The 26,410-nt window shown below is 67.4% G+C and carries 20 protein-coding genes and 1 pseudogene; 10 read left to right on the top strand and 11 right to left on the bottom strand.

Annotated elements, in window-relative coordinates:
- The 9 genes from MF270_RS07915 to MF270_RS07875 form a co-directional block, all read right to left on the bottom strand.
- A complete protein-coding gene (locus MF270_RS07915) occupies nt 1-606 on the bottom strand; it encodes a HyaD/HybD family hydrogenase maturation endopeptidase (protein ID WP_238365336.1) in 606 nt (201 codons plus the stop codon).
- A gap of 274 nt (nt 607-880) precedes the next feature.
- The gene (cybH, locus tag MF270_RS07910; RefSeq protein ID WP_238365335.1) at nt 881-1,657 is read right to left on the bottom strand and encodes a Ni/Fe-hydrogenase, b-type cytochrome subunit; all 777 of its coding nucleotides are present in this window, start codon (nt 1,655-1,657) and stop codon (nt 881-883) included.
- Entirely contained in the window at nt 1,654-1,827 is a 174-nt protein-coding gene (locus MF270_RS07905; protein WP_238365334.1) for a hypothetical protein, read from the bottom strand. Before MF270_RS07905 ends, cybH begins: the two co-directional genes overlap by 4 nt.
- An 11-nt stretch (nt 1,828-1,838) precedes the next feature.
- Nucleotides 1,839-3,632 carry a nickel-dependent hydrogenase large subunit gene (locus tag MF270_RS07900; RefSeq protein WP_238365333.1) on the bottom strand — a complete coding sequence of 598 codons (1,794 nt, stop codon included), beginning with the start codon at nt 3,630-3,632 and terminating at the stop codon, nt 1,839-1,841.
- A gap of 3 nt (nt 3,633-3,635) precedes the next feature.
- A complete protein-coding gene (locus MF270_RS07895) occupies nt 3,636-4,733 on the bottom strand; it encodes a hydrogenase small subunit (protein WP_238365332.1) in 1,098 nt (365 codons plus the stop codon).
- A 218-nt stretch (nt 4,734-4,951) separates the two neighbouring features.
- A complete protein-coding gene (gene hypF, locus MF270_RS07890; RefSeq protein WP_238365331.1) occupies nt 4,952-7,195 on the bottom strand; it encodes a carbamoyltransferase HypF in 2,244 nt (747 codons plus the stop codon).
- 191 nt (nt 7,196-7,386) lie between these two features.
- Nucleotides 7,387-8,814, bottom strand: coding sequence for a nickel-dependent hydrogenase large subunit (locus MF270_RS07885; protein WP_238365330.1), 1,428 nt, complete (start codon nt 8,812-8,814; stop codon nt 7,387-7,389).
- Nucleotides 8,811-9,800: an NADH-quinone oxidoreductase subunit B family protein gene (locus tag MF270_RS07880; protein WP_238365329.1), complete on the bottom strand. Its 990-nt coding sequence runs from the start codon at nt 9,798-9,800 to the stop codon at nt 8,811-8,813. The genes MF270_RS07885 and MF270_RS07880 overlap by 4 nt, the downstream gene beginning before the upstream one ends.
- Nucleotides 9,797-11,107, bottom strand: a complete 1,311-nt coding sequence (locus MF270_RS07875; protein ID WP_238365328.1) for a sensor histidine kinase — start codon at nt 11,105-11,107, stop codon at nt 9,797-9,799. The genes MF270_RS07880 and MF270_RS07875 overlap by 4 nt, the downstream gene beginning before the upstream one ends.
- A 195-nt stretch (nt 11,108-11,302) precedes the next feature.
- Between MF270_RS07875 and MF270_RS07870 the strand changes: the two genes are divergently transcribed.
- The 5 genes and pseudogenes from MF270_RS07870 (at nt 11,303) to mmsB (ending at nt 18,676) form a co-directional block, all read left to right on the top strand.
- Entirely contained in the window at nt 11,303-13,558 is a 2,256-nt protein-coding gene (locus tag MF270_RS07870) for an Ig-like domain-containing protein (RefSeq protein WP_238365327.1), read from the top strand.
- Between the two features lie 69 nt (nt 13,559-13,627).
- The gene (gene ade / locus MF270_RS07865; protein ID WP_238365326.1) at nt 13,628-15,319 is read left to right on the top strand and encodes an adenine deaminase; all 1,692 of its coding nucleotides are present in this window, start codon (nt 13,628-13,630) and stop codon (nt 15,317-15,319) included.
- Between the two features lie 298 nt (nt 15,320-15,617).
- Nucleotides 15,618-16,763, top strand: a complete 1,146-nt coding sequence (locus tag MF270_RS07860) for an acyl-CoA dehydrogenase family protein (RefSeq protein WP_238365325.1) — start codon at nt 15,618-15,620, stop codon at nt 16,761-16,763.
- Nucleotides 16,763-17,728, top strand: a pseudogene (locus tag MF270_RS28350) (enoyl-CoA hydratase/isomerase family protein); the annotation flags it as partial. The gene MF270_RS07860 and the pseudogene MF270_RS28350, both read left to right, overlap by 1 nt.
- Nucleotides 17,729-17,803: 75 nt before the next feature.
- A complete protein-coding gene (gene mmsB / locus MF270_RS28345; RefSeq protein WP_336246004.1) occupies nt 17,804-18,676 on the top strand; it encodes a 3-hydroxyisobutyrate dehydrogenase in 873 nt (290 codons plus the stop codon).
- Here the strand turns inward: mmsB and MF270_RS07850 are convergent.
- Nucleotides 18,673-19,050, bottom strand: coding sequence for a hypothetical protein (locus MF270_RS07850; protein ID WP_238365323.1), 378 nt, complete (start codon nt 19,048-19,050; stop codon nt 18,673-18,675). The two genes, mmsB and MF270_RS07850, sit on opposite strands and share 4 nt — an antisense overlap.
- Nucleotides 19,051-19,165: 115 nt before the next feature.
- Here MF270_RS07850 and MF270_RS07845 point away from each other — a divergent pair, with 115 nt between their 5' ends.
- The 3 genes from MF270_RS07845 to MF270_RS07835 all read left to right on the top strand — a co-directional run bounded on the left by MF270_RS07845 (nt 19,166) and on the right by MF270_RS07835 (nt 21,166).
- A complete protein-coding gene (locus MF270_RS07845; RefSeq protein WP_238365322.1) occupies nt 19,166-19,819 on the top strand; it encodes a Crp/Fnr family transcriptional regulator in 654 nt (217 codons plus the stop codon).
- A gap of 85 nt (nt 19,820-19,904) precedes the next feature.
- Nucleotides 19,905-20,108, top strand: a complete 204-nt coding sequence (locus tag MF270_RS07840; protein WP_238365321.1) for a YgaP family membrane protein — start codon at nt 19,905-19,907, stop codon at nt 20,106-20,108.
- A 95-nt stretch (nt 20,109-20,203) separates the two neighbouring features.
- Nucleotides 20,204-21,166 (top strand): hypothetical protein, encoded by a 963-nt coding sequence (locus MF270_RS07835; protein WP_238365320.1) that lies wholly within the window; start codon nt 20,204-20,206, stop codon nt 21,164-21,166.
- A gap of 66 nt (nt 21,167-21,232) precedes the next feature.
- Here MF270_RS07835 and uvrA read toward each other — a convergent pair whose 3' ends face one another.
- Nucleotides 21,233-24,118, bottom strand: a complete 2,886-nt coding sequence (gene uvrA / locus MF270_RS07830) for an excinuclease ABC subunit UvrA (protein ID WP_238365319.1) — start codon at nt 24,116-24,118, stop codon at nt 21,233-21,235.
- Nucleotides 24,119-24,320: 202 nt separating this feature from the next.
- On the opposite strand from uvrA, the gene MF270_RS07825 reads away from it, so the two are divergent.
- Entirely contained in the window at nt 24,321-25,358 is a 1,038-nt protein-coding gene (locus MF270_RS07825; RefSeq protein WP_336246003.1) for a LacI family DNA-binding transcriptional regulator, read from the top strand.
- Nucleotides 25,359-25,398: 40 nt separating this feature from the next.
- The gene (locus tag MF270_RS07820) at nt 25,399-26,361 is read left to right on the top strand and encodes a glucokinase (RefSeq protein ID WP_238365317.1); all 963 of its coding nucleotides are present in this window, start codon (nt 25,399-25,401) and stop codon (nt 26,359-26,361) included.
- Nucleotides 26,362-26,410 lie beyond the last annotated feature (49 nt).

Genomic DNA, 26,410 nt, shown 5'->3' with positions numbered 1-26,410 from the left:
TCAGGCCTCCTCGGGGAAGAAGCGGTCGTCGCCGGTGCGGCAGGCCGCGTCTTCGGACGGGCGGCCCGCCTCGTAGGCGTCCTGGCGGATCGCGGCATCGGCCAGATCGTTGGTCTCGGTCCGGCCATCGGTGGCATGGAACCCGCGCGCGGCCAGCCAGTCACGGGCGATCTGCAGCGCGGCGGGGATCTGTGCGGCCACGATGGGCCGCAGCCCGCCGCCGTAGTCCTCGAGCTCGACCGGCTGAACGCCGATCAGCAAAAGCTCGGCCGGCTTGTAGCCCATCAGCTCGGCGGTCGAGATCACGTCCTGAAAGCCGGTCTGGTGCAGCGACATCTTCTTGGCACCCAAGAAGCTGGGCACCTCGTCGCCCTCGACGGTCTTCATGGTGCCGGGCTCGAGGCCGTAATCGACCGCGTCAAAGACGACCATCACGTCGGCCTCTTCCAGGAAGGGCAGCAGGTACAGCCCTTGCGTGCCGCCATCCAGCAGCGTGACCTCGGGGCCAAAGGCCATCTGCTCGGCCAAATGCTCGACGCAGCGGACGCCGAAGCCCTCGTCCGCCCAAAGTACGTTGCCGATGCCAAGAATGAGCGCGCGCGCCATGTCCCCCTCCCGTATTGCCCGGGGCGGTCCCTCGCTTTCCGCCCGTCGTCTGGATTGAAATTATGCTTTTCAGGGGATGGCGGCAGCCGAATTTCCACATCCCCAAGACAACTTTTAACCAATTGTTAAATCTGAACTATCTCAGCATGTGGAGGCATTCCCGGCCGCACATAATGTCTTTCATCCTTCCATAAATATGCAAAATTGAAAAGTAACTAACCATGCAAAACGGGCCCCGAAGGGCCCGTTCGCGAGTCGGTCCCGGCCCGGCGGATCAATCCGGGTCATCGTCCTTGAAGGTGCGGGTCCCCGAGATCATGGTCGACACCATCGACTGGCGGGACATGATATCCTCTCGGATCGCGGCGTAGATGTGGATCATGATGAACAACACGATGGCCCACATGCCCAGCCGGTGGATCTGGTGCACGACCATGGAATTGCCGATGGCATCGCGCAGTGGGCCAAAGATCACGTCCGCCCAGGACCCGTGCCCCAGCCCCTCGGCATAAAGCATGAAGCCGGTGACGATCATGAAGCTCAGGCCCACCGTCATGAAGAAGAACATGGCGATCTGCGCCAGCGGGTTGTGGCCCACGTATTTCTTCGGCTTCTTCTCGAGGAAGGCGTACCACTTGATCTCCTGCACGACCTCCTTCCACCATTTCTTGCGATGGATCGGCAGCTTGAACATCTGCCGGGCGTGGTGGTTGCCCACGAAGGCCCAGTAGATCCGACCAAAGAAGCCGACAGTCATGATCATCCCGGCCGCGAAATGGGCAAAGCGGATGTAGCCGAAGATGAACTGGTGCGTCGCCTCGGCGATATCGACCGACGGCAGCGGCTTGCCGATCAGGTAGCCGGTGACGGCCAGCACCAGGATGCAGGCCGCGTTGATCCAGTGCCAAAGACGCACCGGCGCCTCGTAGACATAGACGGAGGTGTTGCGGCGGATCGTGGCGCGGTCGGCATCCGTCGCATCCCCCGTGAGGGGGGATGCAACGTAGGTGTCGATACGCGGGCCGCCGGCGATTTGCGGATCGTCCTTCATTCGCGGACCCTCCCCAACCAAGCGAGGGCCGCGGCGGCGACGATGACGGCGAGGCCGAGCAGCGGCAGGACATGCACCGTGTTATGGGCCACGGCGGGCACCGGGGCATGGGCGCCATGCGCCATGGCAGAGGCCGGGACCAGTGCGATCAGTGTTGCGATACGTTTCATCGTGCCCTCCCTCAGCGCACTTTGACTTGGGTCAGTTCGTCGCCGTCGGGCGACATGACGTGGGTCGAGCAGGCCAGGCACGGGTCGAAGCTGTGCAGGGTCCGCAGGATCTCGACCGGCTCTTCCGGGCGCTCCATCTTGGTGTTCATGAGGCTGGCCTCGAAGGCGCCGATGTTGCCGGCGGTGTCACGGGGCGACCCGTTCCAGGTGGTCGGCACCACGCATTGGTAATTCTCGATCCGGCCGTCCTTGATGCGGATCCAGTGCCCCAGCGCGCCGCGCGGCGCCTCGGTCATGCCCACGCCCTTGGCTTCCTTGGGCCAGGTCGAGGGGTCCCACTTTTCCACGTTCGCGGTCGCGCTGTCGCCGTTCTTGATGTTGGTCACCAGCTTGTCGAAGAAGTGCCGCTGCAACCGGCCGCAATATTCGGACTCCAGCGCCCGCGCGGCCGTCCGGCCGAGGGTCGAGAAGACGGCCTCGAGCGGCAGGTTCATGTCGCGCAGCAGGCGGTCGACCTGGTCCTTGATCTCTTCGTGACCCTTGGCATAGCCGACGATGTAGCGGGCCAGCGGGCCGACCTCCATCGCATTGCCGCGCCAGCGGGGGGCCTTGATCCAGGAATACTTGGCCGCCTCGTCCAGCTCTTCGATGTTGGTCCGCGTGCCCTTGGCGTTGGGCCCAAGCTCGTAGTTCGGCTCGGTCACGCCGTCCCACGGATGCAGGCCCTTGCCCGGAGTGCCGTAGGTGTACCACGAATGGTCGACGAATTCCTGAACCTGCTCGGGGTCGCGCGGATCGACGTCGTGAACGGTGCTCAGATCGCCATTGATGATCGCGCCGCGCGGCAGATGCAGCTGCTCGGGGCTGAAATCATTGGCGTGTTCCGGGATGTCGCCATAGGCAAGACAGGCCTTGGACGACAGCCCGCCACCATAGAGCCAGTTCTTGTAAAACCCGCCGATCGCCTTGACGTCGGGCAGGTAGACGTTGGTGTTGAACTCGTGGCAGCGGTCGATGATCGAGCTGACCATGTTCAGCCGTTCCATGTTGATCGCGCCGACACCGCCGACCCCGTCGACATTAATCGGGCATGGCACGCCGCCCACCAACCAGTTCGGGTGCGGGTTCTTGCCGCCAAAGATCGTGTGGACCTTGACGATCTCCTTCTGCAGATCCAGCGCCTCGAGGTAATGGGTCGTGGCCATCAGGTCCGCCTCGGGCGGCAGCAGGTAGGCCGGGTTGTCCCAGTAGCCGTTCTTGAAGAGGCCCAGCTGGCCGGATTCCACGAACTTCTTGAGCCGGTTCTGCACGTCGCGGAAATAGCCGGGGCTCGACATCGGGTGCGACGGGCTCACGGCCTGCTGCAGCTCGCTCGTCGCTTTCGGATCGGCGCGCAAGGCATTGATCGGGTTGACCCAATCCAGCGCATGCAGGTGGTAGAAATGCACGATGTGGTCGTGGATTTCCAGGTTCAGCTGCATGATGTTGCGGATCGAGTTGGCGTTGTCAGGGATGGTGATCCCCAGCGCATCCTCAACCGCGCGCACGCTTGTCAGCGCATGGGTGCCGGTGCAGACGCCGCAGATCCGTTCGGTGAACGCCCAGGCGTCGCGCGGGTCGCGGCCCTTGAGGATGACTTCCAGCCCGCGCCACATGGTCCCGGTCGAGACCGCGTTGCGGATATAGCCCTCTTCGTCCACGTTCACCTCACAGCGCATGTGGCCTTCGATACGGGTCACGGGATCGACAACGATCCGCTGGCCCGAATTGTCCAGGTTGAACCCGTTGGGGGTTTGAACGACCATGGATTATGCCTCCTCTTTCGACGGGGCTGCGCCTTGCGTCTTTTTCTGTGCGGATTTCAGCGCCGAGACGGCGGCGTGCAGGGCGATCCCGCCGCCCACGGCGGCAGCGGCGGTCAGGCCCACCTTGTCGGCATTCGCCTCGACCCCGAACTGCGTCAGGTCGGTGACGCGGTCGTAGAAGGACCCCTGGTCCCAGAACCCGTCTTCCGAGCAGCCGATGCAGCCATGGCCGGACTGGATGGGAAAGCTGACCCCTTCGTTCCAGCGCACGGTCGAGCAGGCGTTGTAGGTGGTCGGCCCCTTGCAGCCCATCTTGTAAAGGCAATAGCCCTTGCGCGCGTTGTCGTCGTCCCAGGCCTCGACGAACTGGCCGGCGTCGAAATGCGGACGGCGGTAGCACTTGTCGTGGATGCGCTGGCTGTAGAACATCGCCGGGCGGCCCTGGCGGTCAAGCTCGGGCATCTTGTCGAAGGTCAGCATGTAGGTGATGACGCCGGTCATGACCTCGGCGATGGGCGGGCAGCCCGGCACCTTGATGATCGGCTTGTCGGTGATGACCTTGTGCACGGGCGTGGCACGTGTCGGGTTCGGCTTGGCCGCCTGGACGCATCCGTAAGAGGCGCAGGCCCCCCAGCTGATGATCGCCTTGGCATGTTCGGCCGCGTGGCGCAGCTGGTCGACGAAGGGCTTGCCGCCGACGATGCAATACATCCCGTCCTCGTTCAGCGGCGGGTTGCCCTCGACCGCGAGGATGTAGTTGCCCTTGTACTTGTCGATGGTCTCCTGCAGCGCCGCCTCGGCCTGGTGGCCCGCCGCCGCCATCAGCGTGTCGTCGTAATCGAGGCTGATCATCGACAGCACGACATCCTTGGCCAGCGGATGGGCGCTGCGGATGAAGCTCTCCGAACAGCAGGTGCATTCCAGCCCGTGCACCCAGATGACCGGGGTGCGCGGCTTGGTCTCCATCGCGTGGGCGATCCTGGGCACGAAAGCGGGGCCCAGCCCCAGCGCGGCAGCGGTCAGCGAGCAGTATTTCATGAAACTGCGCCGGGTGATCCCCTGGCTTCGCATGACCTCGTAAAAGGTTTCGATCTGGCTCAAGCTTGTCCCTCCTCCACGAAGTGTACCCGGCGACGGAGAGCCTCCGTCACGCCCTGTCATGGCAGGATCGACGGTATGCCGGCGTGTGCGAAGGGAATAGGAGGCCGTGACGCAATACTGTCGATTTCCCATCCTTGTCAGAGACTTGCAGAACAATCCTGCATGTTAACGCGAAGAGTTAATCGGTTAAGGCGTGACCAGCAGCCGCGGGCGGCCGGTCAATCGCTTTCCAGCCGCGCCAGCGCGACCAGCGCCTGCCCAAACGCCAGCCCCCCGTCATTGGCCGGAGTCGTCCGGTGCGTCAGCACCGGCAGCCCCTCAAGCGCGGTTGTGGTCAACCGCAGCAACAGCGCGTTCTGGAAACACCCGCCCGACAGGGCCACGGCGCCCGCCTGCCCGCTCTCGACCAGCCCACGGGCTGCACCTGCAAAGACCTGCGCGAGGCCCGCGTGAAACCGCCGCGCGATGACCCCGGCCTCCGTCCCGGCGGCCAGGTCCCGCGTCAGCGCCTGCCACATCGGCACCGGGCTCAGCGCGCCATCTGCGGTGCCGAACGGATAGGCATCCGCGTCCTCGGCCCCCGCCGCGAGCGTCTCGAGCCGCATGGCAGCCTCGCCCTCATAGCTCTGCCCGCCAGGACAGATCCCCAGCACCGCCGCCACCGCATCGAACAGCCGCCCGGCCGAGGACGACAGCGGCGCGTTCAGCCCCCGCGCCGCCGCCATGCGCAACATGCCCAGCGGCTGGTCGGCAAACAGCCTGTCGGCCAGGTCGCCCAGTCCCGCCGCGTCCAACTGCATCACGGCGTTCCGCCAGGGCTCCTTCTGCGCCAGGTCCCCGCCGACCAGCCGCACCGGCGCCAGCCATCCGCGCCGCTCGAAACCGTCGTAATCGCCCAGCAGCAGCTCTCCGCCCCAAACCGTGCCATCCGACCCCAGCCCCAGCCCGTCCAGCACAATGCCCGCGACCTTGCCGCCTTGCCGCGGCCAGAGGTTTTCGCCCATGCAGGCGGCGAGATGCGCGTGGTGGTGCTGCACCTCGATCAGCGGCAGAGCCTGGGCCTCCGCCCGATTCCGCCCATGCCGCGTGGCCCGGAAATCGGGATGCAGGTCGACCGCCACCGCCTCGGGCGCATGATCGAACAGCCGCGCATAATCCCGGTCGGCCTGCACGAAGGCCTCCCAGGTCAGCGCCTCGTCCAGCTCGCCCAGGTGATGCCCCAGCAGCGCCTGACCGTTCTTCACAAGGCAAATCGCCGCCTTCATCTGCCCGCCATAGGCCACGACCTGGCGCGGCGCAAAGCCCTTGGGCAGCGGCAGCGTCCCCGGCACCCGGCCCCGCGCCCGCCGCAGCACCATCGGCGGATCGGCCCGCTCGACGCTATCGTCGAGCCGCCGCGCAATGTCGCGGTCGTGCATCAGGAAGGCATCGGCAAAGCCCGAGAGCTTGTCCCGCGCCTCGCCGTTGCCGATCACCTGCGGCGCGCCCGAGAGGTTGCCGCTGGTCATCACCAGCGGACGATCCATCGCAGCGCACAGCAGGTGGTGCAGCGGCGTGTAAGGCAGCATCCAGCCCAGACGCTCCTGCCCCGGGGCAACCACCTCGGGCAGGCCACCGCGCCCCGCGATCAGCACGATCGGCGCCGCGGCGTCGCGGAGCAGGGCCCAGTCCGCCTCTGTCGGCGCAACATGCCGCGCAAGGACCGCCGCATCGGCCATCAGGGCCAACGGCTTGCCCGGTCGCCGCTTGCGGCTGCGCAGCAGTGCGACCGCCTCGGAACGGGTCGCATCGCAGCACAGGTGAAACCCGCCCAGCCCTTTCACCGCAAGGATCTCTCCGCGCGTCAGTGCCTCGACAGCCTGCCCAAGCCACGCGCCGGGCAGCTCGACGCCATCCCGTTCCAGCCAGACACGCGGCCCGCAATCCGGGCAGGCCACGGGCTGGGCATGGAACCGCCGGTCGGCTGGATCCTCGTACTCGGCCCGGCAGGCGGCGCACATCTCGAACGGCGCCATGGTGGTCTGAGCGCGGTCATAGGGCAGCCCGGTCAGGATGGTGAAGCGCGGCCCGCAATTGGTGCAATTGGTAAAGGCATAACCCGCCCGCCGCCCGGCACCCTGAACCTCGGCCACGCAGTCCGCACAGGTTGCCGCATCCGGCGTCACCCGCGTTTCGGCCCCCGGCCCGCCCGAGGCGATGATATCGAACCCCGCGCCCGTCACCTCCGCCGGCGCCCCCTCGACCGCATCGACCCGCGCCAGCGGCGGCGCTTCGGCCGCCAACGCCGCCTCGAACGCGGCCACCTCGGCCCCGCGCGCCAGGATCAGCACCCCCTCGGCATCGTTGGAAACCGTCCCCTCGATCCCCAACCGCCGCGCCAATTGCCAGACGAAAGGCCGGAACCCGACCCCCTGCACCTGCCCCCGCACCCGGATGCGCCGCCCGTTCGCCCCCTCACGCAAACCCGATCCCTTTCATCTTTCCAGAAATATCCCGGGGGACGTCACCAAGTGTGACGGAGGGCAGCGCCCCCAGCTCCGTCTCCCATCCCGCGACACATCCGAACACCCCTCCCGATCCCGCTTCATCTTGCCGATAAACTCCGGGGGAGTCGCCAAAGGCGACGGGGGCTGGCCCCCTGCCCGGCCCGCCATCAATGCACCGTGCAGACCATGCAGGGATCGAAACTGCGCACCACGTGCTGCACGGCGATGGGCGTCTCGTCCCCCGCGCCCACGGGCGTACCGACCAGCGCGGCCTCGACCGGCCCCGGCACGCCGCCCGCATCGCGCGGGCTGAAGTTCCAGGTCGTCGGCGCGACGATCTGGTAGCCGGCGATCCGGCCCTTTTCGATCCGCAGCCAATGGCCCAGAGTGCCACGCGCCGCCTCGACCAGACCGGCGCCCGCGCCGCTGTCGGGCAGCGTCCAGGCCGACATGAAGCGCGCCGAGGGGTCAAGCCGCGTCGCCCAGTCTTCCAGCCAGATCTGCGTGCGGGCGATCTCGAGCAGGCGCCCAACGATACGCGCCCGGACGCCGCCCTCGGCCGTCAGCGCCAGCGCGAGGGGGTGGCCGTCGACCACTTGGCGGGCAAGGGCGCCGACCTCGATCGTTGCGCCGCCCAGGCGCGGGGCCTTGCACCAGGAATAGGCGGGGGCGGTCATGTCCTCGTCGGGCGCGGTCACGCCCGCCTCGGGATGCGCGGCACCTCCCAGCATCCAGGCGTGGCTGACGTCCTCGACGATGGCGGCGGGGTCGAAATCGCGGACCGTGCCATCCGACCAGACCCCGGCCCGCGTGGTGTGAACCCCGTTCATCGGGTAGGCCCCGGACGACAGGTACCGCCCCGGCCCGCGCCCCAGCGGCCCGAGGTCCAGGTCGCGCGCGATCTCGAGGAAGAGCCTCGCAGCCCCGCCCTGCCAGGCCTCGAGCGCGGCGATGCTGTCGAGCCCGGCGAAGGCTTCCAGCCTGTCGCCGAACATCACCGTCTCGAGCACCCGGCGGAAGGCCCGCAGCGAGGTGAGGATGCGCATGCGGTCACGGGCATCGGGGGCGCGGGTCACGCCGCCGGGCTGGATCGCCAGCGTGTGGGGCCACTTGCCGCCCAGGAGGCCGACGATGTGCAAGAGCTTCGCGCGGGCCTCGACCAGGGTCCGGGCGGTGCTGCCCTCCATCGCCGTGAACTCGGCCACGGCGCGGGCGTGCCAGGCGCGGCCCGCGTATACGGGCCGGGCGAAATCGGGCATGAAGAACAGGGAGAAATGGGTGACGTGATCCGCGAGGTTCTCGACCCCGTGCAGGATCGACATGGCCAGCGCGCCCTGCTCGCGCATCCGCGTGCCGCCGCTATCCGCCAGCGCCAGCGCGGCGGCGGCAGACTGGCTGATGCTACAGATCCCGCAGATCCGCGGCGTGATCGTCAGCGCATCGCGCGGGTCCTTGCCCAGCATCATCATCTCGAAGCCGCGGAACAGCGGAGAGTTCACCCGCGCCGCCGACACCCGGCCGTTCTCGATCTCGAGCTGGATCTCGAGGTCGCCCTCGACCCGGTTGAAGGGCCCGACCAGCAGCTGCCGGGTCATTTGCCGTCCTTCCGGCGCGGCGCGATCTCGATCCGGTCGGAATGGGCGTTGACGTCGATCCGTTTCGGCGTTGCGGCTTTCGACAAAGACGCCAGCGCCATGAACCACGCCTTCGGCATGTCGGTCGGCAGGCCCACGGGGATGCCCGCGATGGTCGGCGTCTCGGTGAAGGCGTGGCGCGGTTCTTCGAACTCGGGCGAGGTGCAGGCGATGCAGGGGTAATTGCCGCGCGTGCAGGACCCTTCGCCGTTCCAAGGCCGGATGTTGCAATCGCCCACGGCCTGGGTGCCGACACAGCCCAGATGCTCCATCATGCAGCCCATTTCCGACAGGCTGCGCGCGCTGGCCTTGTATTCGTAGAACTCGTTCTTGGTGCAGCCATGATGCACCAGGTGATCGGCATAGAACCGGGGCCGGCGCAGGTGGTCGAGGCCCGACTCGTCCAGGACTCCCTCGGCCAGCATCAGCAGCGTTTCGGTCACCCAGGCGGGATGCGTCGGGCAGCCGGCCACGTTGATCACCGGCAGGCCGGTCCGGTCGCGGAAGGACCCGGGCAGCGCTCCGCCCTCGTGCTGGCCGTCGTATTGCAGACCGATCGCGCCCGCCGGGTTGCCGCCCGCCGCCGTCATGCCGCCATAGGCCGCGCAGGACCCCACGGCCACCACGTGCCGCGCCCGGGGCGCCAGCGCGCGCAGCCAGTCCAGCATCGACCGGCCCGTGCCCGACAGCATGTGATAGCGCCCCGTCCCCTTGGGCCCGGTGACGATCGACCCCTCGACACAGAGGATGTCGAGCGGGATCTCGCCGCGTTCTACGCCCGCCAAAAGCGCGCGCACCTCGGCCCCGGTCTCGACCGACAGCGCGGGATGCCAGAGCATGGTCAGCCCCGCGTCGGACAGCAGGTCGAGCACGTTCGGATCCTCGGCGCAGAGCAGCGACATGGTGCAGCCCCCGCAGCCGGCCGATTGCAGCCAGAGTATGTTCAAGACGCGCCCTCCAACGGCAATTCCAGCCGAAAACAGCCCCCCGGTCCGGGGTCAAGATGCAGCCGGCCGCCGTGTTCCTCGGCGATCTTGGAACTGATCGCAAGGCCCAGCCCCGTGCCCTGCCCCACCGGCTTGGTGGTGAAGAACGGATCGAACACGGATGCGCGCAGCGCTTCCGGCACCCCCGGCCCGTTGTCGCAGACCGAAAGCTGCGCCTTGCCGTCCCGTTGCGCGATGCGAATGGTCATCTGCGGCGCCTCGGTCCCCCTGAGCGCGTCCATGCCGTTCTGAACGAGGTTCATGACGATCTGCTGCACATGGCCCGGCGCGCCGGTCACGCGCAGGCTGTCCGGGCCTTCGTAGCCCACGTCGATGCCGGATTTCGAGCCGCGTTCGACCCAGCGGGCGGCCACCTGCGCCACCTCGACCAGGTCGAAGGGCACCCGTTCGCCCGTCCCGTCGGCCGAGAGGCGCCGCAGGTCGGCGACGATGTCGCGCACCCGCTCGGCCCCGTCCCGGGCGCCGGTGATGGCCTGGCTGAGGTTGCGCAGGTTACGCTCCAGCTTCAGCTCTTCGCGCAGCGATATCAGCTCCTGCCGGGGCGCGCCGGCCTGCACGCGTTCGAAATAGGTCTCGAACTGGCCGACGTACTTTTCCAGCGCATGGACCGAGGCATAGACGAAACTGATCGGGTTGTTCAGCTCATGCGCCACCCCGGCCAGCAAGCGGCCGAGCGAGGCGAGCTTTTCGTTACGCACCAGCTGGCTCTGCGTCTCCTTCAGTTGGCGGTGGCTCGCCTCGAGCTCGGCATAGGCCTTGCGCAGCTCGCCCAGGGGGCGGCCGGTCAGCACGGCCCCGGCATAGCGCCCACCGTCCGACAGGCGCGCAGCCAGCACGATCTCGACCGGCTGCGGGCCCTCGGGAGTCATCATCTCGCCCTCGAACCGCGCCGTCTCGCGGCTGAGGCGCAGCGCCTCCAGCGCCTGCCCGAGGCGCAGGGCGCCGTCGCCTTCGAACAGCGCGGTCACCGCCCGGCCGACCAGCGCGCCGGGCTCGGACTGCAGGGCGCGGGCGAAACTGGCGCTGACCTCTTCGACCGCGCCGTCGCGGCCGACGACCACCATGACGTCACTGACGGAATCCAGCACGCTGTCGATGAACCGACGCGCCGCGCGCAGCTCTTCGTTCTGCCGTTCCAGCCGTTCCTGGTACTCGACCAGCTCGGCATAGGTGCGGTCGACGGCGGTCAGCACGTCGCCCCAGGCGTCGTCGGAAAACGGGCTGTCTGTCGCGGGCAAGATGGGCATCGCGGGTCTCCTCGATGGTTCAGCCTAGCCCCATCGCGGGACCGGATCAATGATGTCTCCCAAACCCGCATTTTCCCGGTAACGCATTGAAAAATATCGCCCTACAACCCGGGTTTAGAGCGGTTTGATTGACACCTCCGGCGCCGCATCACAGGCAGGTTCCGGAAACGCCGCGCAACCAACCGGAGTATGCAGATGTCCCTCAACACGACCTGCGCCACGCTCGACTTCATCTTCCTGCAGGACCTGTCGGGCTCCTACGCGGACGATCTGCCGATCCTCAAGGCCCAGATCAGCAACGTGATCGCCACGGTCGAGGATATCGACCCCTTTGCCGATTTCGGCGTCGCGAGCTTCATCGACAAGCCGATCAGCCCCTTCGGCGCGACCACCGATTACGTCTACCAGACGCACCTGGCCGTCACCTCGGACAACGACGCGGTGATCGCGGCCATGCAGGCCTTGACCACCCGCTCGGGCGCAGACGGCTTCGAGGCGCAGCTGTCGGGCCTCTTGCAGGTCGCCCTGCGCACGACCGAACTGGGCTACCGCGAGGGCACCAAGCGCATCGTCATGCTCTCGACCGACGCGGGCTTTCACCAGGAGGGCGATTTCGCCTCGGCCGGCACCAACAACGGCGACGCGGTGCTCGACGGCGGCGGCCTGGGCGAAGATTACCCGTCCATCGCCATGGTCGCCGCGGCGCTGGCGGCCGCTAACATCTTTCCCGTCTTTTCGGTCACCGCGGCGACGCGGGCGACCTATGAGGCGCTGGTGGCGGATCTGGGCACCGGCGCGGTGGTCGAGCTGACCGCGAACTCGTCGAACTTTTCCGACGCGGTGCGGCTGGCCATCGCCAAGTCCTGCGGCCATGTCACCCATGAAGGCACCGAGGGCGACGACGACATCCACGGCACCGAGACCGAGGATGGCATCTACGGCAATGGCGGCGACGACAGCCTGCGCGGGCTGCGCGGCGACGACGTGGTCGATGGCGGCTCGGGCGACGACACCTGCGAAGGCGGCTCGGGTCGCGACGACATCCGTGGCGGTTCGGGCCGCGACGACCTGCGCGGCGGCTGGGGTGCGGACACGCTGTCGGGCGGGCTGGACGACGACCTGCTGCGCGGCGATGGCGGGGCCGACACCTTCATCCTCAACCCGAGCGACGGCCATGACACGGTGATGGATTTCGAGAACGGCACCGACGTGATCGACCTGTCGGCCTTCACCCGGCTCGAGGGGTTCAACGCCGTGATGAACGCCGTTCAGGCCGGCCTTGACGTCACGCTCACCCTGCCCGGCGGCACGACGTTGACGCTCAAGGGGTTTTCGCTGGCCGACTTCGGGCTGGAAGACGTGCTGCTGAACACCGAGTTGGGCGCGCCGCTCGTCACCGCCGACACGGCCGAGGTCACCGCCAGCGGCAGCGTCAGCATCGACGTGCTGGCCAATGACCTGGACCCGGACGGAACGCCGCTCACCATCACCGGGACCAGCGCCGCGGCCCATGGCACGGTCACGGTCGAGGCCGATGGCACGCTCACCTACGCCGCGACACCGGGCTATATCGGCACGGATGTCTTCACCTACACCGCCACCAACGGCACCGCCCCGGCCACCACGACCGTGACCGTGACGATCCACCCGAACCTGACCGGCACCTCGGGCAACGATTACCTCGTGGACGACAACGGCAGCCACCTGATGCGCGGGTTTCGCGGCCATGACACGCTGGTCGCCAATGGCGGCGACGACACGGTCCTGGGCCATGCCGGGCGCGATTCCATCGTCGCGGGGCTGGGCAACGATTCGGTCAAGGGCGGTGGCGGCGCCGATACCATCGACGCGGGCGTGGCCACGGCCACCGTTCTGGCCACCGACGACGATACGGTCGGCGGCGGTGCCGGCGGCGACCTCATCAGCACCGGCGACGGGATGGATTCCATCCATGGCGACAATGGCAACGACACGATCCACGCCGGCGACTCGGACGACGAGGCCTTTGGCGATGCCGGCGACGACATGCTTTACGGCGAGGGCGGCGGCGACCGGCTGGCGGGCAATGCCGGCAACGATTCCCTCTACGGCGCGGGCGACGATGACCGGCTTGACGGCGGCACCGGCGACGACCTGATGGAGGGCGGGGACGGCAAGGACGAATTCCTGGCCTCGGGCAATGCCGCCCTGGGTTCGGACAACGACACCATGACCGGCGGCAGCGGCGCCGACACCTTCGTGTGGGAGTTCCGCGACGACCGCAACAACTCGGGTTTCGACGTCATTACCGATTTCGAGGCCGGCATCGACGAGATCCAGCTGGACGGCGACGTCAACGTCACGCTCACAGACACGGCCGATGGCGCGCTGATCGCCAACATATGGGGCGACATGATCCTGGTCGAAGACGTGACCGTGGCCGAGGTGACGCCCTGGATTGTCGGTCTTTGAACCGCTCTGGACCTTCGGGGCAAAAAGGTCTCTGCTGGCGGTAACGCCGCCCGCAGAAGGACCCCGCCCATGGCAGATCTCGAGACCCGCATCGCCCAGGCCCGGGGCGACGCCCCGGCCGACCTCGTCCTGCGCGGGGGCGCCGTGTTCTGCGTCGTCACGGGCGAGAAGATCCCGGGCGACGTGGCGATCTGCGGCGACACCATCGTGGGGATCGGGGCCGACTACGACGGGGCGCAGGTGGTGGACGTGACGGGCCTGACGCTGGTGCCCGGCTTCATCGACACCCACCTGCACGTCGAAAGCAGCCTCGTCACGCCCTTTGAATTCGACCGCTGCGTCACCCCGCGCGGGGTGACGACCGCGATCTGCGACCCGCACGAGATCGCCAACGTGATCGGCGCGCCGGGCATCCGCTGGTTCCAGCACGCGGCCGAGCGCACGGTGATGGACCTGCGCGTGCAGCTTTCCTCCTGCGTGCCCTCGACGGATATGGAGACAGCGGGCGCCGAGCTGACGGCCGACGACATCGCCGCGCTCATGGGCCACCCCTCGGGCATCGGGCTCGCCGAGTTCATGAACTACCCCGGCGTGATCCACCGCGACCCGGCCGCCATGGACAAGCTGCGGCTCTTCGAGGGTGGCCATGTCGACGGCCATTGCCCGCAGCTTTCGGGGCGGGACCTCAACGCCTATGCCGCCGCCGGCATCCGGACCGAGCACGAGGCGACCACCGCCGAAGAGGCGCGCGAAAAGTTGCAAAAAGGCATGCGGGTGCTGATCCGCGAAGGGTCCGTCTCCAAGGACCTGCACGCGCTGCAACCGCTGCTGACCGAGGCGACGAGCCCCTACATGTGCCTGTGCACCGACGACCGGAACCCGCTGGACATCGCGGAACACGGCCATCTCGACTACATGATCCGCGAGCTGATCGCGCTTGGCACCTCACCGCTTGCCGCCTACCGCGCGGCGTCGCTCTCGGCCGCGCAGGCCTTCGGGCTGCGGGATCGCGGCATGATCGCGCCGGGCTACCGGGCGGACATCGTGGCGGTGGACAGCCTCGAGGGCTGCCATGCGCAGGCGGTCTGGTGCGCGGGCCGGCTGGCCGACGCCGCCGCCTTCGCCGCGCGGGGGGACCTGCCGCCCATAGGCCGGAACTCCGTCGCGGCGCCCAGGATCACCGCCCGCACCTTCCGACACGCCGGCAACCACGAGGACACGCCGGTCATCGGCATCCTCGAAGGCAAGATCATCACCGAGCACCTGACCGAGCAGATCCCCATCACCGATGGCGACAAGCGCCCCGACCCGGCCCGCGACCTCGCCCGGATCGCGGTGATCGAACGGCACGGCAAGAACGGCAACGTCGGCACCGGCTTCGTGCGCGGCTTCGGGATGACCCGCGGGGCCATCGCCTCGACCGTCTGCCATGACCACCACAACATCGCCTGCGTCGGCGCCGACTATGACGACATGGCCCTTGCCGCCCGTCGCCTGACCGAGATCGAGGGCGGCTTCTGCGTCGCCGCCGGCGGAGAGATCCTGGCCGAGCTCGCCCTGCCCGTCGCCGGGCTGATGAGCCTCGAGGATTTCGAGACGGTCGAGACATCACTGGAAGTCCTGCGCGCCGCCGCCAAGTCCCTGGGCGTGGTGTTGCAAGAACCCTTCCTGCAACTCGCCTTCCTCGCCCTGCCCGTCATCCCGGCATTGAAGTTGACGGACCGCGGCATGGTCGACGTGACCCGGTTCGAGATCATCTGACCGGGTCATGTATCCCGACGCCGCCCCACGAGGGGGCGCCGCCGCGATGCCTCCGGCGGAGGTATTTATGGAAACAATGAAGGCAGGGGCGCACCCGCTCCTTCATTGTTTTCCAAATACCTCGGGGGCGGCACCGCAGGTGACGGCGGGGGCAGCGCCCCCGTCCGCGCCATCAATCTTGCGAAAATGCAGGACCAATTGGCGAAACATCCTCTTGCCTCTGCGTCGATACCGGCTCTTGCTAGGCGCGGGTGCCGGGCGTAGCACGGTACCGCGACGACAGGGGAAGGAGGAGCCCATGGATTTCGCCCTGAGCGAGGAGCAATCCGCGATCTTCGACATGGCCTATGACTTCGGCCAGGACCGGATCGCCCCGCATGCGCGGGCATGGGAGCAGGCCGGGACCATCCCGCGCGACCTCTGGCCCGAGGTGGCGGCGCTGGGGCTGGGCGGCATCTACGTCTCGGAAGAGCACGGCGGATCGGGCCTCAGCCGGCTCGACGCGACGCTGGTCTTCGAGGCGCTGGCCATGGCCTGCCCCTCGGTTGGGTCCTTCCTGTCGATCCACAACATGTGCGGCGGGATGATCGACAAGTTCGGCAGCGCCGCAGACAAGGCGCGCTGGCTGCCGGATCTCTGCAGCATGGAGAAGGTGTTTTCCTACTGCCTGACCGAGCCGGGATCGGGTTCAGACGCCGCTGCCCTGCGCACGCGGGCCGAAAAGACCAATGAGGGCTGGAGCCTCTCGGGCACCAAGGCCTTCATCTCGGGCGGCAGTTATTCCGATTGCTACCTGACCATGGTCCGCACTGGCGACGATAGCCCCAAGGGGATCAGCGCCATGGTGATCGAGGCCGGCAGCGAGGGCCTGTCCTTCGGCGGGCTCGAAGACAAGATGGGCTGGCGGTCGCAACCCACGGCCCAGGTGCAGTTCGACGACTGCCGTATCCCCGCCGAGAACCTGATGGGCGACGAAGGCCGCGGCTTTGTCTACGCCATGGCCGGCCTCGACGGCGGGCGGCTGAACATCGCCGCCAGTGCCCTGGGCGGCGCGCAGCAGGCGCTGACCCTGACGCTGGCCTACATGGGCGAACGGAAAGCCTTCGGCAAGACCATCGACCAGTTCCAGGCCCTTCAGTTCAAGCTGGCCGAGATGGAGACGCAGCTGCAGGCCGCCCGCACCTTCCTGCGCCAGGCCGCGTGGAAGCTGGACCAGGGCGCGCCCGACGCGACGAAGTTCTGCGCCATGGCGAAACTGATGGTCACCGACGCGGCCTTTGATGTCGCCAACGGCTGCCTGCAACTGCACGGCGGTTACGGATATCTTGCCGATTACGGAATCGAAAAGATTGTGCGCGACCTTCGGGTTCACCAGATTCTGGAAGGAACGAACGAAATCATGCGCCTCATCATTTCCCGCAGCCTGCTCGCGGAGCGTGGCTGATGTCCGACATTTCCATTCGCAAGGTCGGACGTATCGGCCGCATCACCCTGACCCGCCCGCAGGCGCTGAACGCGCTGAGCTACGACATGTGCCTGCAGATCGAACAGGCCCTCGACGGCTGGCTGCACGATGACGGCGTGGAAACCGTCCTGCTGGATGCCGAAGGCGACCGCGCCTTCTGTTCCGGCGGGGATGTCGCCAAACTTTTTCACACCGGCCGCGCCGGAGACACCGGCTATGCCGAGCAGTTCTGGCGCGACGAGTACCGGCTGAACGCCAAGATCGCGGATTACCCCAAGCCCTTCCTGTCCTTCATCCAGGGTTTCTGCATGGGCGGCGGCGTGGGGCTGGGCTGCCATTCCTCGCACCGGATCGTCTGCGAAAGCACGCAGATCGCCATGCCCGAATGCGGCATCGGCCTGATCCCGGACGTCGGCGGCACCCATGTGCTGGCCCAGGCGCCGGGGCACCTTGGCGAATACCTTGGCCTCACCGGCAAGCGTATGGGACCGGGCGCCGCGATGTTCGCCGGCTTTGCCGATCTTTTCGTGCCCCACGCCCTTTGGCCCAAGCTGATCGAGGCGATCGAGAAGACCGGCGATTTCAGCCTGGTGGTGCGCAATGCCAAGACCCCGCCCGCCAATTCGCTGGGCGCGGTGATGGACGAGGTGAACCAGCATTTCTCCAAGGGCTCACTGGCCGAGATCTTTGCCAGCCTCGCCGCCTCGGACACCCATTTCGCGGACGAGACGACCAAGGCGCTGACCCGCAACTCGCCCCTGTCCATGGCCTGCACGCTCGAGGCGATCCGCCGGCTGCGGGGCCCCGACCTGACGATCCGCCGCGCGCTCGAGATGGAGTTCCGGTTCACCTCGCGCGCGATGGCGCACAGCGATTTCCTGGAAGGCGTCCGCGCGACCCTGATCGACAAGGATCGCAACCCGACCTGGATGCATCGCATCAACAACGTACCGGCCGAAGACGTCGAAAAGATGCTGGCCCCATTGGGAGAGAGGAAGTTGAGTTTCGTGGAGGACGGATTGAAAATCGCATTCATCGGTCTTGGCAACATGGGCGGGCCGATGGCGGCCAACCTGGCCAATGCCGGCTATGCCGTGACCGGGTTCGACACCCAGAACGTGAGCATCGACGGGGTCACCCCTGCCGCAAGCGCGGCCGAGGCGGCCAAGGGCGCGGATGTGGTGATCACCATGCTGCCCAATGGCCAGATCCTGCGCGCCGTCGCCGGAGAGGTGATCCCGGCCATGCAGAAGGGCGCCGTGCTGCTTGATTGCTCGACCGTGGACGTGGACAGCGCACGCGCCGTGGCCGACCAGGCCAAGGCCGCCGGGCTGCTGTCGCTGGACGCGCCCGTGTCGGGCGGGGTCGGCGGGGCCACGGGCGGCACGCTGACCTTCATGGTCGGCGGCTCCAAGCCCGCCTTCGCCAAGGCCAGGCCGCTGTTCGAGATCATGGGCCAGAAGGCCGTCCATTGCGGAGAGGCCGGCGCCGGCCAGTCGGCCAAGATCTGCAACAACATGATCCTCGGCGTCACCATGATCGCCACCTGCGAGGCCTTTGCGCTGGCCGACAAGCTGGGCCTGTCGCGCGAGGCGATGTTCGACGTGGTCTCGACCTCGTCGGGCTATTCCTGGTCGATGAACGCCTATTGCCCGGCGCCCGGCGTCGGCCCCGAAAGCCCGGCCGACCGCGACTACAAGCCCGGATTCGCGTCCGAACTGATGCTCAAGGACCTTGGCCTGTCGCAGATGGCGGCCGAGGCGGTTGATGCCGACACGCCCATGGGCCAGGCCGCGCTGGACCTCTACCGCCGCTTTGTCGAGGACGAGGATGGCAAGGGAAAGGATTTCTCGGCCATGCTGCCGCGGTTCGAAAAACGCGGGCGCGGCTAATCCGCCGCGGCCGAAAGGTCGAGGCCCCGGTGACGGGCAAGGCTGGCGCAATATGCGAACCAGTCCTGGCCGTCATCGGTGAACATGTAGAACTTGCCCCTGGCGTCCCAGCTGTCCTGCTTGGCGTGCCAGACCTGGGTCATGTAGGCGACCACTTCGCGGCGCCCTTCCTCTTGCGCGACCCGTTCGGCCTCGCCCAGCAGCGCGTCCGTGACCGCCTGGATCTTGCGCGCCTTGGGGCTCGACGCCCGCTCCGGGAACCAGCGGTTGGAACTGTCGAACAGCGCCGCGCATTCCAACAGGCTTTCGCTGATCGGCTGCCCCGCCACGGCCGGCGATGCGGCAAGGACCGCGGCCAGTATGATCGACTTCATGCCCATTCTCCAAGGTCAATGGCCGCAGGTTGCCGCGGAAATCGGGCAGGCGCATGACGTCGCAGGGACGCCGCCGGGGCTTTCCTCGCCCGGCGCGGCCCGCCATTCTGCCGCCATGACTTGGACCGACGCCGCCCCCTTCGACATGCTCGCCCCCGCCAGCCGCGCCCGGCTTGACAAGTTGATCCCGCAGCAGGTGCCTGCCGGAACGACGCTCTTTCACCCCGGCGACGCGGTGCAGGGCTTTGTCATCGTGCTGTCTGGCCGGATCGACGTCTTCCTCGCCAATGCCGCCGGGCGCGAGATCCTGCTCTACGCGGTCGAGCCGGGGCAAAGTTGCATCCAGACCACGCTGGGCCTGCTGGGCGAAGACAGCTACACCGGCCACGCCGTCACCCGGCGCGACACCTCGGTCGTCCTGATCCCGCGCGGCCCCTTCCTGGCTTTGATGCAGGACGACCCGGCCTTCCGCACCTTCGTTTTCGGCGCCTTTGCCCGGCGGGTGCAGACCATGATGGCCCTTGTCGAAAGCGTGGCCTTTGACCGGGTCGAGGCGCGGCTGGCGCGCTTCCTGCTGGACCGGGCCGAGGCCGGCCACATCGCCGCCACCCATGCCGAGATCGCCACTGCCATCGGCTCGGCCCGCGAGGTCGTCTCGCGCCGGCTGGATGCGCTGGCGCGGCAGGGCGCGCTGCGGCTGGGGCGCGGCGCGGTCGAGGTTCTGGACCACGAGGCCCTGCGCCGCCTCTCGGACGCCCCCGCAATGTGATCCAGGTCACAGACGGTGCGGGATTCGCATGGTTAACTGCCCTCGTGATGCGGGCAGATAGCCCGCGCAAACCGGAGCAAGACACATGTTCAAGACCAACGTTGGCAGCATCGACAGGATCCTGCGGATCGTGGTTGGCCTCGCGCTGATCCTCGGCTTTTTCCTCAACATGGGCGGGGCTTACAGCTGGCTGTACCTGATCGGGATCATCCCGCTTGCGACGGGCCTGATGGCCACCTGCCCGCTCTATTCCCTCTTCGGCATGTCCACCTGCCCGATCAAGAAGTGACGCCGGCGCGGCGGGCCATGCGCGGTCCGCAGCCCCCCTTCGGAACAGTTCCTCTCCGCGTTCGTTGATCTGTCGATGAACAGAAGGATTGTCCGATGAAACGCGCCCTAGCCGTCCTGATGACGGGAACGCTCGCCCTGCCCCTCACCGCCCTGCCGAACCTGGCCGGGTCCTCGCCCATTGCCATGCCCGCGCTTTCGGCGCCGGACGGAGCGGTGGTCGAGGTCAAGAGCAACGGAAATGGCAAGGCCAAGGGCCATGCCAAGAAGAAGATCAAGGCGCGCGGCAATGGAAATGCCGCCGTCAAAGTGCCGCCGGGCCAGGCCAAAAAGGCCGCTGGCAACGCCGATGTGAAAGTGATCGACCGGCGCGATGCCGATGTGCGGGTAATCGAAAAGCGCGACACCGATACTGTGGTGCTGCGCAGGGATGGCGACCGCCTGGCCCGCATCGCGACGTTTGGCATTCCGCTGGCGACCCTGGGCACCGTGGGCCTTTCCGAAGTGCTGGTAGACTGCCCGCCGGGACTGGCCAAGAAGGCCGTGCCCTGCGTCCCGCCGGGCCAGGTCGACAAGCAGAACGTCGCGGCCGAGTGGCTGGACGAGGACGAAGAGACCATCCGCCTTGCCCTGATCGACCGCTGGACCGAGTATGACGGCTGGGTCGAACGCAATCCCGACATCGACGGCGTGCCGGACGGCGTGTCGATCCTGTCGCAGCAGCGGATCATCGACGTCTTCGACCTCGACCCCGCGCCGGCCGGTCAGCGCTACGCGGTGATCGACGGCCGCCCGCTGCTGCTGGACGAAGACGACTGGCGACAGCTGCGCCAGTTGCAGACCCTCGACGAGGTGGAAGTCTATGAGGTGAGCGAGATCGACCTCCGCGACCAGCGCAGCCATGTCGGACTGCTCGACCTCTACGACCTGCCCGAGCCGCGGCCGGATCATTACTACACCGCGATGGACGGCGACATCTACGAGGTGCCCAGCCGGATCTACGAGATGCTGCAACTCCTGCGCATCGCGGCCCTGGCACCGGGCCTCAACCTCGGCTGACGCGGCCGTCTATTGACCCTCGCGTGACGCGCGACGGGGCGGCGGATCATCCCGCCGCCCCGTTTGTCATTCCGCAGCCACCTTGCGCGCGTCGAGCATCGGCTTGAGGTAGTGCCCGGTGTGGCTGCGCGGCTCGTTCGCCACGTCCTCGGGCGTGCCGACAGCCACGATCTCTCCGCCGCCATCACCGCCTTCAGGGCCGATATCGACCAGCCAATCGGCGGTCTTGACGACGTCGAGGTTGTGTTCGATCACCACCACGGTGTTGCCCTGCTCGACCAGCTCGTGCAGCACCTCGAGCAGCTTGCGCACATCCTCGAAATGCAGGCCCGTGGTGGGCTCGTCGAGGATGTAGAGCGTGCGCCCGGTGGACCGCCGCGCCAGCTCCTTGGACAGCTTGACCCGCTGCGCCTCACCGCCCGAAAGCGTAGTCGCCTGCTGGCCGACCTTGATGTAACCCAGTCCCACGCGCATCAGCGCATCCATCTTTTCCCGGATGCTCGGCACCGCCTGGAAGAAGTCCTGCGCATCTTCAACCGTCATATCAAGAACGTCGGCTATGCTCTTGCCTTTGAACTTTATTTCCAGGGTTTCGCGGTTGTAGCGCTGGCCTTGGCAGGTCTCGCAGGTGACGTAGACATCCGGAAGGAAGTGCATCTCGATCTTGATCAGGCCATCGCCCTGACAGGCCTCGCAGCGGCCACCCTTGACGTTGAAGCTGAACCGCCCGGGCTTGTAGCCGCGCGCCTTGGCCTCGGGCAGCCCGGCGAACCAGTCGCGGATCGGGGTAAAGGCCCCGGTATAGGTCGCCGGGTTCGACCGCGGCGTCCGCCCGATCGGCCGTTGGTCGATGTCGATCACCTTGTCGAGATGTTCGAGCCCCTTGATCGTCTCGCAGGGCGCCGGCGTCTGCCGCGCGCCGTTCAGCCGCATGGAGGCGGTCTTGAACAGCGTTTCAATCGTCAGCGTGGACTTTCCCCCGCCCGACACGCCCGTCACGCAGACGAACTTGCCCAGCGGGAATTCGGCCGTGACATCGCGCAGGTTGTTGCCGCTCGCCTTGACCACGGTGATCTTCTTTCCGTTGCCATCACGCCGCACCGCCGGCACCGCGATCTCGCGCTCGCCCGACAGGTATTGCCCGGTGATCGAGGCGGAATCGGCCGTGATCTCGGCCGGCGTCCCGTGCGAGACGACCCGCCCGCCATGCACCCCCGCGCCCGGACCGATGTCAAAGACGTAATCCGCCTCGCGGATCGCTTCCTCGTCATGTTCGACCACGATGACCGTATTGCCTTGATCCCGAAGGGATTTCAGCGTGCCCAGCAGACGGTCGTTGTCGCGTTGGTGCAAGCCGATGGAGGGCTCGTCGAGCACGTAGAGCACCCCGGTGAGACCCGAGCCGATCTGCGACGCCAGCCGGATGCGCTGGCTTTCGCCGCCCGACAGCGTGCCAGCATTGCGCGACAGGGTCAGGTATTCAAGCCCGACGTTGTTCAGGAACCCAAGCCGCTCGCGGATCTCTTTCAGGATCGCGCGGGCGATCTCGTTCTTCTGCGCGGTCAGGTGGTCCGGCACCTCCTTGCACCAGTCGAAGGCCTCGCGGATCGACATCTGCACCACCTGGCCGACATGCAGGCGCTTGGCCGGGTCCTTGGCGGGGCCGATCTGCACCGCCAGCGCTTCCTCGCGCAGGCGGTAGCCGTGGCAGGTGCCGCAGGGGCGGTTGTTCTGGAAGCGCTCGAAATCCTCGCGGACCCAGCTGGAATCGGTCTCGCGGTAGCGCCGCTCCATGTTGGGGATGACCCCTTCGAAGGGCCGCGTGACCTGGTAGACGCGCCCGCCCTCGTCGTAGCGGAACGGGATCTCCTCCTTGCCGGAACCATAGAGGAAGACCTTCTGCGCCTCTTCCGGCAGGTCCTTCCAGCGCGATTTCTTGTTGAATCCGTAGTGCTTGGCAATTGCCTCGATGGTCTGGAGGAAATAGGGCGACTTGCCTTTGCGCCAGGGCGCAATGGCGCCATCCTCGACCTTGAGCGTCACGTCGGGCACGACCAGCCGTTCGTCGAAGAACAGCTCGACCCCCAGACCGTCGCAATCGGGGCAGGCGCCGAAGGGCGCGTTGAAGGAAAACAGCCGCGGCTCGATCTCGGGGATGGTGAAGCCACTGACCGGACAGGCGAAATTCTCGGAGAAGGTAAAGCGCTCCGGCTCGCCCTCCTCGGGCTTCGGCGCGGTTTCGAGGATCGCGATGCCATCCGCCAGGTCCAGCGCGGTGCGGAAGGAATCCGCCAGACGTGTCTCCATCCCCTCGCGGACCACGATCCGGTCGACCACCACGTCGATGTCGTGGCGGTATTTCTTGTCGAGCTTGGGCGCCTCGTCCAGCTCGTAAAATGCGCCGTCCACCTTGACGCGCTGGAAGCCCTGCTTGCGCAGCTCGAGGAATTCCTTGCGATACTCGCCCTTCCGGTCGCGGATGATCGGCGCCAGCAGGTAGCCGCGCGTGCCTTCGGGCATCTCCATCACCCGGTCGACCATGTCCTGCACCTGCTGCGCCTCGATGGGCTGGCCGGTCGCGGGACTGTAGGGCGTACCGACCCGCGCATAGAGCAGGCGCATGTAATCGTAGATCTCGGTCACCGTGCCGACGGTGGACCGGGGGTTCTTGGACGTCGTCTTCTGCTCGATGGAAATCGCCGGGGAGAGACCGCTGATATGGTCCACGTCCGGCTTTTCCATCATGTCGAGGAACTGCCGCGCATAGGCGCTGAGCGACTCGACATAGCGGCGCTGCCCCTCGGCGTAGATCGTGTCGAAGGCGAGGCTCGACTTGCCCGACCCCGACAGCCCCGTGATCACCACCAGCTGGTCGCGCGGGATGTCGACGTCGATGCCTTTCAGGTTATGTTCGCGCGCGCCGCGCACTTCGATGAACTTCTGTTCGGCCATGACAGACACCCCGGGGCTTGGACAGCGCCACAGATAACCCGCCTGCCCGGCTCGGCCAACCAAAAAGTGAGAACATAAGGTAAACATTGGGCGAGAACGCGCTGAACACGGTTCAGCTGCGGGCGATTGACGCAGGCGTGTTGCCTCCTTACGCTTTGGTCAAGCAATCGAAAGGCCGGTTTCCCGCATGAATCTCAAGCAATTGTCCGATTTGCTGGGGGTGTCGCAGACCACCGTCAGCCGTGCGCTCAACGGCTATCCCGAGGTCAGCGAAGCCACCCGAAAACGGGTGCAGGAGGCGGCGAAGGCCCATGGGTACACGCCCAATGCCCGGGCGCTGGGGCTGGCGACGGGCCGCGCCTTCCAGGTGGCGCATGTGCTGACGACCTCGGCCTCGGACGAGATGGTGAACCCGATCTTCGGCGATTTCCTGGCCGGCGCCGGGGAGGTCTATGCCAGCCGCGGCTATGAGCTGCTGCTGACCGTCGTCGGCGCGGGCGAGGAAGAGGCAGCCTATGCCAAGCTCAAACGCCGCAGCGCCGTCGACGCCGTGGTCGTGCAGGGCCCGCGGCGCGGGGACACCCGGCCGGCGGTGCTGGACCAACTGGGCCTGCCCTACGCGGTGCACGGTCGGATGCCGGACATGGACGCGGACAGCTACACCTGGGTCGACGTGGACAATTTCGGCGCGTTCCAGCAGGCGGCGCGCAAGCTGCTGGCGCTGGGGCATCGCCGCATCGCGCTGGTCAACGGGGACGAGGCGATGGCCTTTGCCGAGGCGCGGCGCGACGGCTACAGGACGGCGCTGACCGAACATGGCGTCACGCCGGACCCCGCGCTGATGCGGTCGGGCGCCATGACCGTTGCCGCAGGCCTGCAGGCCGTGGCCGAGATGCAAGCGTTGCAGGACCCGCCCACCGCCTATCTCACCGCCTCGAGCGTCACCGCCATGGGCGTGCAGCGCGCCCTGTCGCAGGCTGGCCTCGCGTTGGGGCGCGACGTGTCGCTGATCACCTTCGACGATGCGCTGACCTATCTCGGCGACGGGCCCGCGACCGCGCCGTCCTTTGCCGCCATGCGGTCCTCGGTCCGGGCGGCGGGGCATCACCTGGCGCACCTTCTGATCGACAGGGTCGAGCGTCCCCGGCAGCCGCATCGCAATTCCCTCATGGTAATCGATTACATCGACGGGGCCTCGATCGGTCCGGCGCCTGTTGCGCCGTCGCGCGTCAACGCCTAAAGCTGGGGTCGGACCCGTTCGCAAGCCTTGGGAGAGCGCGATGACCGAAGGCCCCCTGTTCCTGCTGGCCGATATCGGCGGCACCAACACGCGCGTTGCCCTGTCGCAGGGGGCGGTGTTGCAGCGCCAGACCATCCAGCGGTTCCGCAATGCCGAACATGACGGGATCGTGTCGATCCTGTCGGCCTACCTCGCGCAGGCCGGCAGCCCCGAACCCGTCGCCGTCGGCGTCGACCTGGCCGGGCCGGTCAAGGACAACGTGGGCCAGCTGACCAACCTTGACTGGGTGGTGGATGGCGCCGAGATCGCCGCGCTGACCGGCGCCGCGACCGTGTCGATCCAGAACGACATGCAGGCGATGGGCCATTCGGTCGGCCACCTGGGCCCCGAGGCGCTGACGACCCTGCGCGCGGGCAGCCCGGCCGCGGGCCCGGCAGCGCGGATGGTGGTCAACGTGGGCACGGGCTTCAACGCCGCGCTGGTGCTCGAGGGGCCGCAGGGCACCATCGTGCCGGCCTCGGAATCGGGCCATGTCACCCTGCCCCAGCGCAATGCCGACGACGCCCGCCTCGCCGCCTGGCTGGCCGAGCGGCACGGCTTTCCGTCGGTCGAAGAGGCGCTCTCGGGCCGCGGCCTGGGCCAGGTCCACGGCTGGCTTCTGTCCGAAGGGCATCCGGGCGCGCCGCTTGACAGTGCGGGGATCTTCGCGACCTGGGACGCAGAGCCGACATCCTACAAGGCGCTCGAGACCTTCGTGCGGCTTTTGGGCAATGCGACCGGGGACCTGGCGCTGGTTCATCTGCCCTTCGGCGGGATCTACATGGTCGGCGGCATGGCCCGCGCGGCCGCCCAGCACGCCGAGCGCATGGGGTTCGAGGCAGCGTTCCGCGACAAGGGACGCTTTTCCGACTATCTCGCCGCCTTCCCGGTGCACGTGGTCGAGGACGATTACGCCGCGCTGGTTGGCATGGCGGCCCACGTCTCGCAGCTGGTCCTGCTGTGACCGCGCAAGGCGGGCGCCGGGCGCCCGCCTGAACACGGTTCAGACGATG

The organism is Mesobacterium pallidum, assembly GCF_019966535.1.
GTDB lineage: Bacteria > Pseudomonadota > Alphaproteobacteria > Rhodobacterales > Rhodobacteraceae > Mesobacterium > Mesobacterium pallidum.
This window is presented reverse-complemented; position numbering and strand designations above follow the sequence as displayed.